Origin of the sequence: Streptomyces sp. NPDC014734 (genome assembly GCF_043083325.1) — a bacterium.
In the GTDB taxonomy this organism is placed as follows: domain Bacteria; phylum Actinomycetota; class Actinomycetes; order Streptomycetales; family Streptomycetaceae; genus Streptomyces.
On sequence record NZ_JBIBYN010000002.1, the window covers coordinates 1 to 14,949 of the forward strand.

Sequence of the window (14,949 nt, forward strand, 5' to 3'; positions counted from 1 at the left end):
ACTCTCCGGGCTTTCCTCCGGGCTTCTTCCCTTCGGTCTTGCGTTTCCGACTCTATCAGACCCTTTTCAGTGTCCGACCCCCGGTCGAAGCGGGGCCGCTTTCCAGTTCCACGCTTTCGCGTTTCCCTTTCCGGCGAGTCCGACTCTATCAGATCCTTTCGGTCCTGATTCCCAGTCAGCGGGTTTCGTCCTCCCGGCCGTTGGGCCGTTCCGACGTCCAAAACTCTAGCGGATTCTTTCGGCGACTCATAATCGAGTCCTCGAAATCAATTTCGGCATGCCGAAATTGTCCCGGGTGGGAGATCGTGCTGAGTTTTGGCTGCCGCGTCCGCGGCGGGATCGGTTGCCGCAGAACCGTTACGGCCCGGTGGCAACCCGGAGAACATTACGGATCGGGTCGGGATGTGTCAACCTCGCCAGGTCAAACGGTTTTCCCGGTGGGGCCGCGGGTCCCGCGGCGCTCCTCAGTCCAGGTCGGTGAGGCGACCGCCCGCGTCCGGCTGGGCGTGCTCCACCCGGCGCAGGACCCGGATCAGCATGTCCCCCAGGTCCCCCCGCTCCTCGGCCGTGAGGTCCTGGAGCAGGTCCTCCTCGAAGTCCGTGGCCATGCGCATCGCCTCCAGCCACTTCGTACGCCCCTCGTCGGTCACCTCGACGATCACGCGCACCCGGTTGTTCTCGTCCCGGTCGCGGGTGACCAGGCCCTCGCCCGCCATGCGGTCGATGCGGTGGGTCATCGCCGCCGGGGTGAGACCCAGGCGCTTGGCGAGCTCCCCCGGCCCCAGCCGGTAGGGCGCGCCGGCCAGTACCAGCGTCTTCAGGACCTCCCACTCGGCGTTGCTGATGCCGAGGGCGGCGAGCTGGCGTCCGTACGCCACGTTCATCCGGCGGTTCAGTCGTCCCAGGGCCGAGACGACCTGCTCGACCTGGGGGTCGAGGTCGCGGAACTCCCGCTGGTAGGCGGCGATCTGCTCGTCGAGGCTCGGCTCGTCGGGACCGCCGGGCTGCTCGGTGGTGTCAGACATGGCGGGCAGTATGGCACGCCCGCCACAGCCGTCGAAGTCCTTCGGTCTGAATTGTTGAGCTTCTAACTTTAGTGCTAAAGTCTTCGGGTTCGAGTCGTTGGGATGGCTCGACCTATCACTTCGAGACTTGAGGCAGGTGAGTGTGACCAGGGAGATGGGGGCAGCGCTGCGGCGGATCCAGCTGGGGAGCGCGCTGAGCGCGTTCGGGCTGGGGTTCACCGTTCCGTACTTGTACGTCTATGTGGCGCAGGTACGGGATCTGGGCGCCGGCACGGCGGGAGTCGTGCTGGCGGTCTTCGCCATGGCGGCGCTCGCCGTTCTGCCGTTCACCGGCCGTGTCATCGACCGGCGCGGGCCGCTGCCCGTACTGGTCGTCGCGTCGGTCGTCGCGTCCCTGGGCGCGGTCGCCCTCGGGCTGTCGTCCGGTGTGACGGCGGCCGTGCTGTCGGCCGCGGTGCTCGGCGCGGGCACGGCGGTCATGCAGCCGGCGCTCGCCACGATGCTCGTGTGGTGTTCCAGCACCGCCACCCGGACACGTGCCTTCGCCATGCAGTTCTTCCTGCAGAACCTCGGGCTCGGCATCGGGGGTCTGGTCGGCGGGCAGATCGTCGACACGGCCCGGCCGCAGACCTTCACCCTGCTCTTCCTCATCGAGGCCGCGATGTTCATCGTGCTCGGTGTCATCATCTCCACCGTGCGGCTGTCCCGCGCGCCCTCCTTCTCCGACGCCAGGCCCGTCGACGGGTCCGCGGCGCAGGGCGGGCTGCGGGCGCTGCTCTCGCACCGGGCCATGGTGCAGCTCTGCGTGCTGGGCTTCGTGCTGTTCTTCGCCTGCTACGGACAGTTCGAGTCCGGGCTCGCGGCGTACGGCACCGAGGCCGCCGGGATCCAGCCCTCCACGCTCGGCATCGCGCTGGCCGCCAACACCGCCGTCATCGTCGTGGCGCAGTTCGTCGTGCTGCGGCTGGTGGAGCGCCGCCGGCGCAGCCGGGTCATCGCGTCGGTGGGTCTGATCTGGGCCTTCGCCTGGGCCGTGGCGGGCTTCGCGGGTCTCGGGCACGGCAGCCAGACCATGGCGACGGCCGCGATGATCTCCACGTACGCGCTTTTCGGGCTCGGTGAGTCCATGCTGTCGCCGACCGTGGCACCGCTGGTCGCCGATCTGGCACCGGAGTCGATGGTCGGGCAGTACAACTCCGCCTTCGCCCTGTGCAAGCAGCTCGCGCTGGCGGTCGGTCCGGCCGTGGGCGGACCGATGGGGGCGTCGCTGCACGGGCCGTACATCGTGACGTTCGTACTGTTCTCGCTGGGCATCACGGTGCTGGCGCTGCGACTCGGCCGACGGCTCACCCCGGTGCAGGACAGGCCGTCGCTCGAAACGGCGCCGTCCAGGGTGGTGGCCGTGTCGAGGCCGGAGGCCGAGCCCGTGGCCGCTTCCGCGTCCTCCGCCCACTGAGGTGTTTCCACCAGGCCGGAAGTGACGGATTCCGCGGATCTTTCCGCGGAATCCGCGCATTCGCGGAGGGGGTCCTGTCGTCGTGCGACGGCAGGGCCCCCTCCCGCGTCAGCGCGGGAGTGCGAACTCGCACCAGACGGCCTTGCCACCGCCCGGTGTGCGGCGGCTGCCCCAGGACGTGGCGATCGACGCGACGATCGAGATGCCGCGGCCGGTCTCGTCCCCCGGTTCCGCGCGCCGCAGCCGGGGCAGGTGGTCGTCGCCGTCGGTCACCTCGATGATCAGGCGGCGATCGGTGCGGCGCAGGCCCAGGCGCATCGGCGGGGTGCCGTGCTGGAGGGAGTTCGCGACGAGCTCGCCGGCGGCCAGGACGCCGAGGTCGCGTAGTTCGGCCGGGAAGCGCCACGACGTCAGGACGCCGGTCGCGAAGGCCCGGGCGCGCGGGGCGGCCTCGATGCCGCCGAGAAGGTCGAGCGAGGCGTTGTGGAACAGCTCCGCGTCGGCTCCCGTCCGGGCGGGGTGCTGGACCACCAGCACCGCAACGTCGTCGTCGTGTTCCGCGGTGACGCCGAGCGAGCGGATCAACCGGTCGCAGACGACCTGGGGCGCGCCCTTGGCGCCCGAGAGGGCACGCCCCAGCGCGGCGACGCCCTCGTCGATGTCCTCGCTGCGGCGTTCCACCAGGCCGTCCGTGTAGAACACGGCGGTGGAACCGGGCGGCAACTCGATCGTGCCCGAGGTGTGGATCCAGCCACCGGTGCCGAGCGGCGGTCCGGTCGGGTCCTCGGCGCGGTGCACCGTGCCGTCCTCGTGGCACACCAGGATCGGCAGGTGCCCGGCGGAGGCGTAGACGAGCCGGCCCTCGTTGGGGTCGTGGACCGCGTAGGCGCAGGTGGCGATCTGGCTGGCGTCGATCTCGGCGGCGAGGCCGTCGAGGAGCTGGAGCACCTCGTGCGGCGGGAGGTCGAGGCGGGCGTAGGCGCGCACGGCGGTGCGCAGCTGCCCCATGACGGCGGCGGCCCGCACCCCGCGCCCCATCACGTCCCCGATCACCAGGGCGGTGCGGCCGGCGCCGAGGGTGATGACGTCGTACCAGTCGCCACCGACCGCCGCGTCCGTGCCACCGGGCTGATAGGTGGCGGCGATCCGCAGGTCGTCGGGTTGTTCCAGTTCCTGCGGGAGCAACGAGCGCTGGAGGGTGACGGCGGTCTCGCGGTGGCGTCGTTCGCTGGCGCGGAGCCGCTCGGCGGCTTCGGCGTGGTCGGTGACGTCGGCGGCGTACACGAGCACGCCGCGCCCGTCGGCGCGCTCGCCGCCCCGGCTCCGCTCCCGGTCTCTTCTCCTGCCTCTGTTCGTGCGGTCGTCCTTGTCGCTCCCGTGCGGCACGACCTTCGCGGGGTCGGGCGTTCCGGTGCCGTCGTTCCGGTTCACCGGGGTGCAGGTCACGGTGTACGAACTGCCGCTGCGGACCTTGCGGGACTTGACCGTGCGGGATGTGCCGCTGCGCAGCACCTGGTCCATGAGGGGCAGCAGGCTGAGTTCGGCGAGCTCGGGCATGACCTCGGCGGCGGGGGCGCCGACGGGCCGGGGGCCGAAGGCGGCGGTGTAGGCGTCGTTCACGTACGCGATCCGGTGGTCGGGGCCGTAGACGAGGGCCACCAGTGCGGGAAGCCGCCCGAGCAGATCCCGCGCGGAGAGGTCTTCCGGGGTGGGGTGGGCACCGGCTCCGGCGGACCGTGCGGGCGCGTCGTCGTCCGCACCGCCGGGCGGGCCGTCGCTCGCACCGCCCGGCAGGTCCGTGGCCCTTCCGTCGTCCGGCGGGTGGGGTCCGGAGTCGGGCTGTGCGTACTCGGCGCGCGCCGAGGGGACGGGACTGCGGTCGTCCCGAGCGGCGGCGCGACGCTGCGTTCCGGGTAGGCGGGCGCTCCAGCGCGTGAAGTTCACGGAATTTCTGGCCTCGTGTGTCGGTCTGGTCCGCTCGGGCGGGCTGCTTCCTCTGCTGGTTCCGGTTTCCCCCTGCCGGTTCCGGTTCTCTCCGCCGGTTCCGTCCGGGGCCGGTCCGGGAGAGCGCAGCCGGGGCTCATCGCGCTGCTCGTGCCGCTGTCGCGTCAGAGAGGTCCAACGCCTTCGACGCGTCCGGCGTCACCGGTGCGCGCCACGCGCCTGATGCCTCCGATGCGTCTGGTGTGTCTCGGACATCGGGGATGTCGCTGCTGTTCACTGTTCGTCACTGCCGACCGGGTCACTCTGTGCAGATGTGGGCCCACCTATGGTCACACGTCCAGTGTGGCGGACCGTACTGACAGTTGTCGGTACGGCGGTGCCGCGGTCGGGTGAGGTGCGGGGCCGACGGCCGGTCAGTTGTGGTGACCCGGCGGTCCGTCGGGGTCCGTGGGGTCACGGGGGCGCGGCGGTCGGCCGCTGGGCGGCGGGCCGTCCTCCCCGGGGCGGCGGCCGCCCGCGGCGCGTTCGAACTCGGCGCGCGGGTGTTCCAGGGAGCCGAGGGAGACGATCTCCCGCGTGAAGAGTCCGGCGAGCGTCCATTCGGCCAGGACACGGGCCTTCCGGTTGAAGGTCGGGACGCGGCTGAGGTGGTACGTGCGGTGCATCAGCCAGGCCGCACGCCCCTTCAGCTTGCGGCCGTAGACATGGGCCACGCCCTTGTGGAGGCCGAGCGAGGCGACGGAGCCCGCGTGGGCGTGCCGGTACGTCCGGGGGGTGCCGCCGTCGATCGAGGCGAGGACGTTCTCGGCGAGAACCTTGGCCTGACGCACGGCGTGCTGGGCGTTGGGGGCGGTCAGCCCGCCCTTCTCCGCGGAGGTCAGGTCGGGTACGGCCGCGGCGTCCCCGGCCGCCCAGGCGTGCGCGGCGCCTTCGACGGCGAGCGCGGTCGTACATCGGATCCGCCCCCGCTCGTCGAGCGGCAGATCGGTGGCGGCGAGGATCGGTGCGGGTTTGATGCCCGCGGTCCACACGAGGGTGCGGGTCGGGAAGCGGGCGCCGTCACTCAGGACGGCGACGCGGTCCTCGCAGGAGTCCAGCCGGGTGTCGAGGCGTACGTCGATGTTCCGGCCGCGCAGTTCGCGGATCGCGTACCGGCTCATCGCGTCGCCGACCTCGGGGAGGATCCGGTCGGACGCCTCGACCAGGATCCATTTCAGGTCCTCGGCCCTGATGTTGTGGTAGTGGCGCGAGGCGTAGCGGGCCATGTCCTCCAGCTCGGCGAGCGCCTCGACTCCCGCGTAGCCGCCGCCGACGAAGACGAAGGTGAGGGCGGCGTCACGGACGGCCGGGTCGCGGGTGGCGGAGGCGATGTCCATCTGCTCGATCACGTGGTTGCGCAGGCCGATGGCCTCCTCGATGGTCCTGAACCCGATGCCGTGGTCGGCGAGGCCGGGAATCGGGAGGGTGCGCGAGACGGATCCGGGGGCGAGAACGAGCTCGTCGTAGGTGATCTCGACGGCTCCGGTGCCGTCCTGCCCTCCGGCGAGTGTGGTCACGGTCGCCGTGCGCCCGGCGTGATCGATGTGCTTCGCCTCGCCGATCACGATCCGGCAGCGCGCCAGGACCCGGCGCAGCGGTACGACGACGTGGCGCGGGGAGAGGGAACCGGCCGCCGCCTCGGGAAGAAACGGCTGATACGTCATGTAGGGGTCGGGCGTGACGACGACGATCTCGGCCCGACCGGTTCTGAGCCGCTGCTTCAGCTTCCGCTGGAGACGCAGCGCCGTGTACATCCCGACGTAGCCGCCGCCGACGACGAGAATGCGGACGCACGCCGGGGGGCCGGGGGGTGTTCCCTCGGAATCTGAAGCCATCACCACCCCATGACGCAACGCCCTCAGGGGTTTGTCCACAGCCCCGGCAAATTGTGTGACCGGAGGTTCCGGATGCGTCGGTGCCGTCGATCGCGGAGGGGGCGTCGAAGCTGCGCAGGTCAGGGCTTGGAGCGGGGGTGATGGGCGGAGGGTGATTCAGTGACCAACCGGTCCTTGTTCCGATCGGGTGCGCCCCATGCGGAACTACCCTCTTCTGAATTGACGCAGCCTCAACTATGTTCGTATGTCGTCGGAGTGCCGGGTCAGGACCGCGATCCGCTCTCTGGCTCAAACGGCGGGAAGTCTCCGGGGGGAGACGCCATAACCGGGGGAACAGTTATGCATATTCAGGATTCTCATTGGCCGACCGCTGCGACGGTTACGCCCCATTCGTCCGATGGGAACGGGCGTGGCGGAGCCGTCGGAACGGCCGGTGCTGTCGGTGCTGTCGGTGCTGTCGGTGCTGTCGGTGCTGTCGGTGCTGTCGGTGCTGTCGGGACGGTGACGCCGGTCGGCGCGCCCTCGCCGTCCGGGCCGGTCAGCGCGAACGGAACGAACGGCACGAACGGAGCGGGTGGCACGAACGGAGCGGGTGGCGCGAACGGCCGGTCGACTCCTCTGCGCGTGGATGCCCAGCGCAATCTGGAGCATGTGCTGCGGGCCGCGCGCGAGGTGTTCGGCGAGCTGGGGTACGGGGCCCCGATGGAGGACGTGGCACGTCGGGCCAGAGTCGGTGTCGGCACGGTCTACCGACGGTTCCCGAGCAAGGACGTCCTGGTCCGGCGGATAGCGGAGGAAGAGACCGCGCGACTGACGGACCAGGCGCGAACCGCGCTGCGGCAGGAGGAGGAGCCGTGGTCGGCGCTGTCGCGCTTCCTGCGGACGTCCGTGGCCTCCGGCGCGGGACGGCTGCTGCCGCCGCAGGTCCTCCGGGTCGGGGTCGACGCCGTCGACGCCGGTGCGGGTGCGGGCGCCTCGACACCGGTCGCTGAACCGGGGGCCGCGTTGCCGGTTCAGGCAGGCGCGCGGGACGAGGCGCGGGTGCCCCACCAGCGTCAGGGCACCGGCCAGGCGGGGCCCCGGCCGGTCGAGACACGGACTGCCCCGGAGACCGAGCCCGACGGTGACGACACCGGTGCCGGCGAGTTGCTGGAGGTCGTCGGGCGGCTCGTGGAGCGGGCACGTGCGGCCGGTGAGCTGCGGCGTGATGTGACGGTCGCGGATGTACTGCTGGTCATCGCTACGGCGGCGCCGTCGCTGCCCGACGCGGCTCAGCAGGCAGCGGCTTCGAGCCGACTGCTGGACATCCTCCTGGAGGGCCTGCGCTCCCGACCGGCTGCGTGAGACAGGGAGCTCGCGACCGCGCCCGTCGCGCCGTGGCCCGTCGCGCCGTGGCCCGTCGCGCCGTGGCCCGTGGCCCGTGGCCCGTGGCCCGTGGCCCGTGGCCCGTGGCCCGTGGCCCGTGGCCCGTGGCCCGTGATGAGTGTCACGGGGTGCCCCGTCATGCGCGTCACGGGCATCACGCACGGGCTTCACGGACGTCACGCACGGGCTTCACGAGCTCTGGCCGCTCCCGTCGCTCCCGTCGTTCCCGTGCCTGCCGCGTACGCGGTGCCGACTCGACGTCTCGGGTCTGCCGTGTACGCGGCGCGTGTGGGCGGCAGGCGTGCGTGATGCGTGTTCAGGTGATGCGTTCGGGCCGCGTGGTCAGACGGTGCGCGGTGCGTGATGCCCGGTGCACGGGTTGTTCCGCGTCGGGTGCCGCGCGGACGGGTGTCGGCCCCTCCTCCTGCCGCAGCACGGGCGCGCAGGGGGCGTCCGCTTCCGCTCCACGGCCGTTCCACACCTGTTCCGTGCCCGTTCCGTGTTCCGGTTCCGTCCTGTGCACAATCCACTCTTCCGCGTCCGGACCCGTACCTCTTCCGCCCTCTTCCCCGAACGATTACCTATTCGCACACACGCCCTAATGAACTGGGGGTAATGGAGAACGGGCTCGCGACGCCCTGCGACTCCGCCTCCCGCGTTGCCGTCGGCCGCGATGACTCCGCCCTCACTCCCTCCTCCGCCTTGGATCCGAAGCCGCATCACGCCGCTCGCTACTCCACCCCTCTCTTGCTCCCCAGTTCGTAAGGAACACCCCGGATGAGTGGTTGCCGGGGCTGAGGGGTCGGCGTGATTGCGCCATGTGGCACTCTTGCCCGATGTTCGGGTCCGACAGCGCATACGGGGGCTTCCGCGATGAGCGGTGACGGGCAGCAGGAAGAAATGTTCGACGGCGTCTCCGCCACAGGCGACTCGACACCTGCCGACAGCCCCTTCTCCCGGCAGGTGCCGAGTCAGGGCGGCCCCGGGCGCTCGGGCGCCCCCGACGGCGGCACAGTCCTCCCGGGCCCGTGGCCGGCATCCGCCGGGACCGATACCGAAACCGGCGGCAACACCGGCAGCGATACCGGTGGCATGGTCGACCCCGCCGTGCCCATGCAACGGGCGGGCGGCAGCCCCGCCACCGATGCCCACGGCTCGGGCCACTCGGACGCCGAACTCATCAGGCAGATGCGGGACGGCGACGACCACGCGTACGCGGAGTTGTTCCGTCGGCACTCGGACGCGGTGCGCCGCTACGCACGGACCTGCTGCCGGGACACGCACACCGCCGACGACCTGACGGCCGAGGTCTTCGCACGCACGCTGCAGGCGGTACGCAGGGGCAAGGGCCCCGAGGAAGCGGTACGGGCCTACCTCATGACGGCCGTCCGGCATGTCGCGGCCGCCTGGACCAAAACCGCGAAACGGGAGCACCTGGTCGAGGACTTCGCCGTTTTCGTCACCCAGGCCTCCGCGTCCTCCTCCTCCCAGGTGTCGGACATGGAGACGCTCGATGTCGGTGCGGATGTGCTGGCGATGCACGAGGCCGAGCAGTCCATGGCGATGCGGGCCTTCCGCAGCCTGCCGGAACGCTGGCAGGCGGTGCTGTGGCACACCACCGTGGAGGAGGAGTCGCCCAGCGAGGTCGCCCCGTTGTTCGGGCTGACCGCCAACGCCACCGCGGTCCTGGCCAGTCGGGCCCGCGAGGGTCTCAAGCAGGCCTACCTCCAGGCCCACGTCAGCCGGGCGCTCACGTCCGGCGGCGACTGCGCCCGCTACGCCGACCGCCTCGGCGCCTACGCCCGCGGCGGGCTCCGGATGCGGGCCGAGCGCGGCCTGCGGGGGCATCTCGACGAGTGTGTGAAGTGCCGTCTCGCCGCAGGTGAACTCGCTCACGTCAATGCGGGCATTCCCGCGCTGCTGCCGGTCGCGGTCATCGGCTGGTTCGCTGCCGGGTATTCGCTCAAGGCCGCCGGAATCGTCGCCGGCGGCGTGGCCGGGGCCGCCGGCGCGGGAACCGCCGCGGCGGCGACGGGCAGCGGCTCGTCCGGCGGTGCGACGGGGGGTGCCGCGGTCTCGGAAGGGCTCGGGACACCGGCGAAGGCAGGTATCGCGGCGGCGCTCGCCGTCGCGGCGGCGGCCGGACTGGCCTGGGCCCTGGTCGGCGACGACGAACCGAAACCGGAGGCCCCGCCCCTCGCCAAGCCCGCCGCCACGGCGCCTGCGGCACCGATGCCCGCGCCGACGCCCGCGCCGAAGGAACCGGCGCCACCGGCGCGACCGGCGCGACCCGGGCCGCCCGTGCCCGCACCGCCCGTTCCGCCCGCGACGTCCCCGACGCCCGCGCCGAAGACCACGCCCCGGCCCACCCCCACCCCAACGCCCACCCCGACGGCCACCCCGACGCCCACCCCGACGGACACCCCGAGCCCTACGCGCCCCCCGTCGCCGACGCCGTCCACGACACCACCGGCCCCGACGCCTCCGCCCACTGTCTACCGCTTGAGCGAGCTGCGCTACTCCGCGCTCGGCGACCACACCGAACCCGAAGTGGTGATCGGCGAGAGCAGTTGGCTCTGGCAGCGAACCGGTCTGTCGATCGGGGGCACGCGGTACGCGCATGGCGTGACCGTCCACGGACAGTCCTCGGTCACCATCCGGCTCAACCGGCAGTGCTCGCGGTACGAGGCCGTGGTCGGAGTGGACGACATGGTGATGGGGCTGGGCGCGGTGCGCTTCTCCGTCGTCGGCGGTGACGGAACGCCGCTGTGGCAGTCCCCGGTGATGCACGGAGGTGACCCGGCCGTGCCCGTCGGAGTCGGCATCGCCGGTCAGGAATCGATCCGGCTCGTCGTCGAACGGGCACGCCCGGGCGGCAGCCTGGCACTCGCCAACTGGGCGGATTCGGGCATCAACTGCCGCTGAGGCGAGCGGGCGGGAACGCGACTCCCGGGGACCGGACGCCGTCCCCGGGAACCGGACCGCTCACATCCGGACCGCTGCCGCCCGGACCACTCCCATCCGAACTGCACCTGTCCGGACCACTGCCGCCCGAGCTGATTCCGTCGTCGCCGACTCCTCCCTTGCCGACTCCTCCCTTGCCGACCCCGTCCCGGCCGGTCCCGCCGTCATCGACCCCGTTCTGACTGCCTCCGCTCGGACCGTCCCCGTCCGGCAGCCCCGCAGTGATACGGGTGAGGAGTTCGATGGCGTCGTCGATCGTCAGTGCCCGACCCGCCGTGCGCTCCGACTCGTATGCCCGTGGACCCAGTTCCGCACGCGCCCGCCGATCGGCCTCGTCCACCTCTGCCTGTTGCTTCGCGGTCCGGGGGCTGGTGGGACGCCAGCTATCGGCTGCGGCAAGGATCCGTACGACTTCGCCGTAGCGGTCCATCTCGACCAGCACCATCGCCGCGCCGTCCGCCAGTTGCCTGGTGACGAGTTCGGCACACTGGGCTTCGCGCGCGTCGCGGAGTGCCAGCGTCAGGCCCCGTACACCGGCCGCCGCACCGCACTCGGGCCCCGTTTCGTACACGGATATCCGCGCGTCCAGGCCCTTGAGCACCACGGCGAAGTCCAGAGGCAGGGCGCTCGGCCCGGCCGCCGTCCGCACCGCTCCGACCAGTCGGCGGGCCCTCGCGATCTCGCGTCGGTCGAAAGCCGCGATGGCGCGCAGGAGATACGCGTAGGCGCGGGCATCGTGCACCTGTAGCCGCTCGGCCTCGCTCTCGGACTCGGTCAGCAGCCGTTCGAAACCCGCCGTGTCGCCGACGCGATAGGCGAGCTCCGCGAGGCGGGCCAGCAGGAACGGGCCCTCGGCATGTGCTCCGACCTCGCGGGCGAGCAGCAGCGCCTCCTCGTACGCCGCGCCCGCCTCCTCGTAGCGCCCCCGCATCACTCCGGCCTCGGCTGCCGCGCTGGCGACCTGCGCACGCAGCCAGCGATCGCCGACGCGGCGGGCCAGGACGCTCAGTTCGGCGAGATCGTCGTCGACCCCCGGCATGCCACCCGGCATGTCGACGACCATGTGGGTACGGAACATCAGAGTGGTGCCGTACTCCCAGGCACCACCGTGGATGCGGGCATTGGCGACCACCGCCTCGACCATCTCGTGGGCCTCCACGGTGGTGCTGCTCAGGAACGAGATCATCGGCCAGAGCAGCCCGGGAAATCGGGCGGCCTGTGGGCCACCGGACCTGAACGCGTCGACCACCCGCACCATAAGTGCTTCCCGGCGGTGGTCGTCACGGATGTCGTCGGCAGGCCGGCTCTCCACCGCCAGGAAGAAGCGCAGCATCTCCAGTTGCATCCGCGGCCAGAAGCGGGGATCGCCGCCGTTCGACGGCTCGGGTCCGAGCAGCACGGCCCGCTCGGACCAGAGGAGCCCCTCGGTCCGGTAGTTGCGCAACCACCAGAACCATCCCATCCCGAGGACCAGACGCACCGCCTCCGCCTCCGAGGGGCAGGTGACGACGGTGCGGGTGAGGGCGGCCCGGATGTTGTCCAGGTCGGCCTCCAGGCGGCCGATCCAGTGCAGTTGCTCGCCGGAGCGGAGACGGGGGTCGGCCTCCTCGACGAGCGCGACGACGTACGCGGTGTGTGCCTTCTCGGCGGCGGCGCGCAGGGCAGGGGTCTCGGCGGCGCGCTCGGACGCGTACTCGTGGATGGTCTCCAGCAGGCGATAACGCATCTCACCGGTGGCCGTGGAGGTCGCGACGACGAGGGACTTGTCGACGAGAGAGCCGATCAGCTCTGCGGTGGAGGGGCGGGCCGGAACACCGGCCGGACTTACGACGGGACCGTCGGGAGACACCGCGGAGGATCCGGCCGAAGCAGCCGCGACGGGAGCGGTCGGAACAGAAGCCGCCGCGACGGCCGCAGTCGGAACAGGAGCCGCCGCGACGGCCGCGGTCAGAGCCTCAGCGGCGGCCGCGGTCAGAGCCTCTGCGGCGGTCAGGTCCCAGCCGCCCGCGAAGACCGACACCTGCCGCAGAAGTGTGCGCTCGTCCTCGTCGAGCAGGTCCCAGGACCAGTCGACGACGGCGCGCAACGTCTGCTGCCGAGGCAGGGCGGTCCTGGCCCCACCGGTGAGCAGCCGGAACCGGTCGTCGAGCCGGTCCGCGATCTGACGCGGGCCGAGCAGCCGCAGCCGGGCGGCGGCGAGCTCGATCGCGAGTGGCTGGCCGTCGAGCCGTCGGCAGATCTCCGCCACCGCGCCGGTGTCGTGCGCGGCGTCCTGTCCGAGGTCGAAGCCGGGCCGCACCGCTCGGGCGCGTTCGACGAACAGCCGGTGGGCGGGGTCGGCCGGGAGCGGGCCGACCGGGCGTATCGCCTCTCCGGGAACGCCCAGAGGTTCGCGGCTGGTGGCGAGGATCCGCAGCCGCGGGCAGTGGGTGAGCAGTGTTTCGGCGAGCGCGGCTGCCGCGTCGACGACATGTTCGCAGTTGTCCAGGATCAGCAGGACCGGGCGGATGCGGGAACAGTGCGCCAGATGCTCGACGAGGGCCCCGGTCGGGTCGCTGCGCGGCTGCTGCCCGTCGCGCTGTTTGTCCCGCAGGAGTGCCGTCTCGCGCAGCCCGAGAGCGGAGAGCACGACTCCGGGGACATCGGCCGGATCGTCCACCGGGGCCAGTTCGGCGATCCAGGCGTCCATGGGCGCCGAGAACGGTTGCCCGAGCTCCTCCCCGGCCGGAACCGGCCGAACCGGAGCCGAATGAACCGGAGCCGAATGAACCGGAGCCGAATGGTCGGCGACCGACCCAACCGGAGCCGGCTGATCGCCGACCGGCCCAGCCGGAAGCGGCCCAGCCGGAAGCGGCTGCCCCGAAGCCGGTCGGCCCCTGCCCGGAACCGGCAGACTCGCCCGGGTCGCGGACTCCTCGGCAAGCCGGGTCTTCCCCGAGCCGCCCGGGCCGGTGAGCGTGACCAGTCGGGACCTTCCCAGCTCCTCCCGGATCTCTCGCAGTTCCGACTCACGGCCGACGAACGAGGTGAGCCGGGGGTGGATATTGCCCCGCACGGACATGAGTTCGGGCGCGGCGGGCGTCGTCGACGGAGCGAACACGGCGGGAGCTGCCCCAGGGGCGGAAGCGGCGTACGAGCCCGACGGACGCTCAGCGGCGGGTGAATTGACCGACGAATGAAGCAACTCCCGGTGCAACGCGCCGAGTTCGGGCCCCGGGTCGGCACCAAGGCCCTCCGCGAGGGCCCGGCGGGCCTCCTCGTAGGCGGCGAGCGCATCGGCCTGTCGGCCTTCGGCGCGCAGAGCACGGATCAGCTGCCCCCGGAATCGTTCGTCGTACGGGTGGGCGACGGTCAACGCCTGGAGCTCCGGTACGAGGTCACGCGTGCCGGAACCGGGCCCCGCGTCGAAGGCGGCGCCCCCGTCGGCGCCAGTTCTCGTCCCGGTTCCCGCACCGGTTCCGGGTCCAGTCCCCTCTCTCGTCCCGGGTCCGGGTCTCGCTCCCGTCCCCATCTCCGTCCCGGCCCCCATCCCCGCCCCCGTCCCGGTTCCGGTTCCTGATTCCGCTCGGGCAATGCCGTCGGCCGCGGCACACCGCAGATCGGCCTCGATGCGGCGTTCCAGCGCGGTCAGGCGTTGGGCCTCCGGACGCAGTCCGTGGCCGTGCCCCTGGTCCGACAGGTCGGTCAGGGGCGTACCGCGCCACAGGGCGAGGGCGACGCGCAGCGTCCGGGCGGCCGCCACCGGATCTCCGGCGTCGAGCTGATCGGCCCCCCGCCGCGACAGCCGCTCGAATTCGCGCAGATCGACCTGGTGGGGCTCCGCCTCCAGGCGATAGCCGCCCTGCGTACTGGTGATCGTGTCCCTGCCCAGTACCCGGCGCAGCCGTCCCACCAGTGCCTGGAGCGCGGCCGGAGCGTCACGCGGAGGAGCGGCGCCCCAGATGTCGTCGACGAGGACGGCCACGGGCACGGGACGCCCCGCGCGCAGGGCGAGGGCGGCAAGGAGCGCACGCAGCCGGGGGCCACCCACGGGCAGCACGCTGCCGGTTTCGTCTCGTGCTTCGGTGACGCCCAGGATCAAGTACCGCATCCGGCCATTCTGGCCCGCCTGCGCGCGGTCCCTCACGGGAATTGAGGCGTCCGGCCCCGCGCCCGAGCCGTCCTCCCGCAATCGCGGGCCCCGTCGGCCCCGTCGGCCCCGCACACCACTGCCCCACCGACCGCGCGCGCCACGGTCGCGGCCCCCACGGTCGCGGCCCCTGCCCCACACACCCTTGGGTTCCGCGCTCTTCGGGTTCCGCGCTCTTCGGGTTCCGCGCTC

7 protein-coding genes are annotated in these 14,949 nt (G+C 72.0%); 3 read left to right on the forward strand and 4 right to left on the reverse strand.

The window, feature by feature from the left end; translation table 11 throughout:
• Window positions 1-464 precede the first annotated feature (464 nt).
• Window positions 465-1,025: a MarR family winged helix-turn-helix transcriptional regulator gene (locus tag ACF1CT_RS03975; protein WP_391782184.1), complete on the reverse strand. Its 561-nt coding sequence runs from the start codon at window positions 1,023-1,025 to the stop codon at window positions 465-467.
• A 154-nt stretch (window positions 1,026-1,179) separates the two neighbouring features.
• On the opposite strand from ACF1CT_RS03975, the gene ACF1CT_RS03980 reads away from it, so the two are divergent.
• A complete protein-coding gene (locus tag ACF1CT_RS03980; protein ID WP_391782627.1) occupies window positions 1,180-2,481 on the forward strand; it encodes an MFS transporter in 1,302 nt (433 codons plus the stop codon).
• Between the two features lie 108 nt (window positions 2,482-2,589).
• Here the strand turns inward: ACF1CT_RS03980 and ACF1CT_RS03985 are convergent, their stop codons facing one another.
• Both ACF1CT_RS03985 and ACF1CT_RS03990 read right to left on the reverse strand, forming a co-directional pair.
• Entirely contained in the window at window positions 2,590-4,425 is a 1,836-nt protein-coding gene (locus ACF1CT_RS03985; RefSeq protein ID WP_391782185.1) for a SpoIIE family protein phosphatase, read from the reverse strand.
• A gap of 413 nt (window positions 4,426-4,838) precedes the next feature.
• Complete coding sequence (locus tag ACF1CT_RS03990) at window positions 4,839-6,299, reverse strand: NAD(P)/FAD-dependent oxidoreductase (protein WP_391782186.1); 1,461 nt, start codon at window positions 6,297-6,299, stop codon at window positions 4,839-4,841.
• 501 nt (window positions 6,300-6,800) lie between these two features.
• Here ACF1CT_RS03990 and ACF1CT_RS03995 point away from each other — a divergent pair.
• Both ACF1CT_RS03995 and ACF1CT_RS04000 read left to right on the forward strand, forming a co-directional pair.
• A complete protein-coding gene (locus ACF1CT_RS03995) occupies window positions 6,801-7,643 on the forward strand; it encodes a TetR/AcrR family transcriptional regulator (protein WP_391782187.1) in 843 nt (280 codons plus the stop codon).
• 894 nt (window positions 7,644-8,537) lie between these two features.
• Window positions 8,538-10,589, forward strand: coding sequence for a sigma-70 family RNA polymerase sigma factor (locus tag ACF1CT_RS04000; protein ID WP_391782188.1), 2,052 nt, complete (start codon window positions 8,538-8,540; stop codon window positions 10,587-10,589).
• Here the strand turns inward: ACF1CT_RS04000 and ACF1CT_RS04005 are convergent.
• Entirely contained in the window at window positions 10,576-14,718 is a 4,143-nt protein-coding gene (locus ACF1CT_RS04005) for a BTAD domain-containing putative transcriptional regulator (RefSeq protein ID WP_391782189.1), read from the reverse strand. The genes ACF1CT_RS04000 and ACF1CT_RS04005 overlap by 14 nt on opposite strands.
• Window positions 14,719-14,949: the final 231 nt, after the last annotated feature.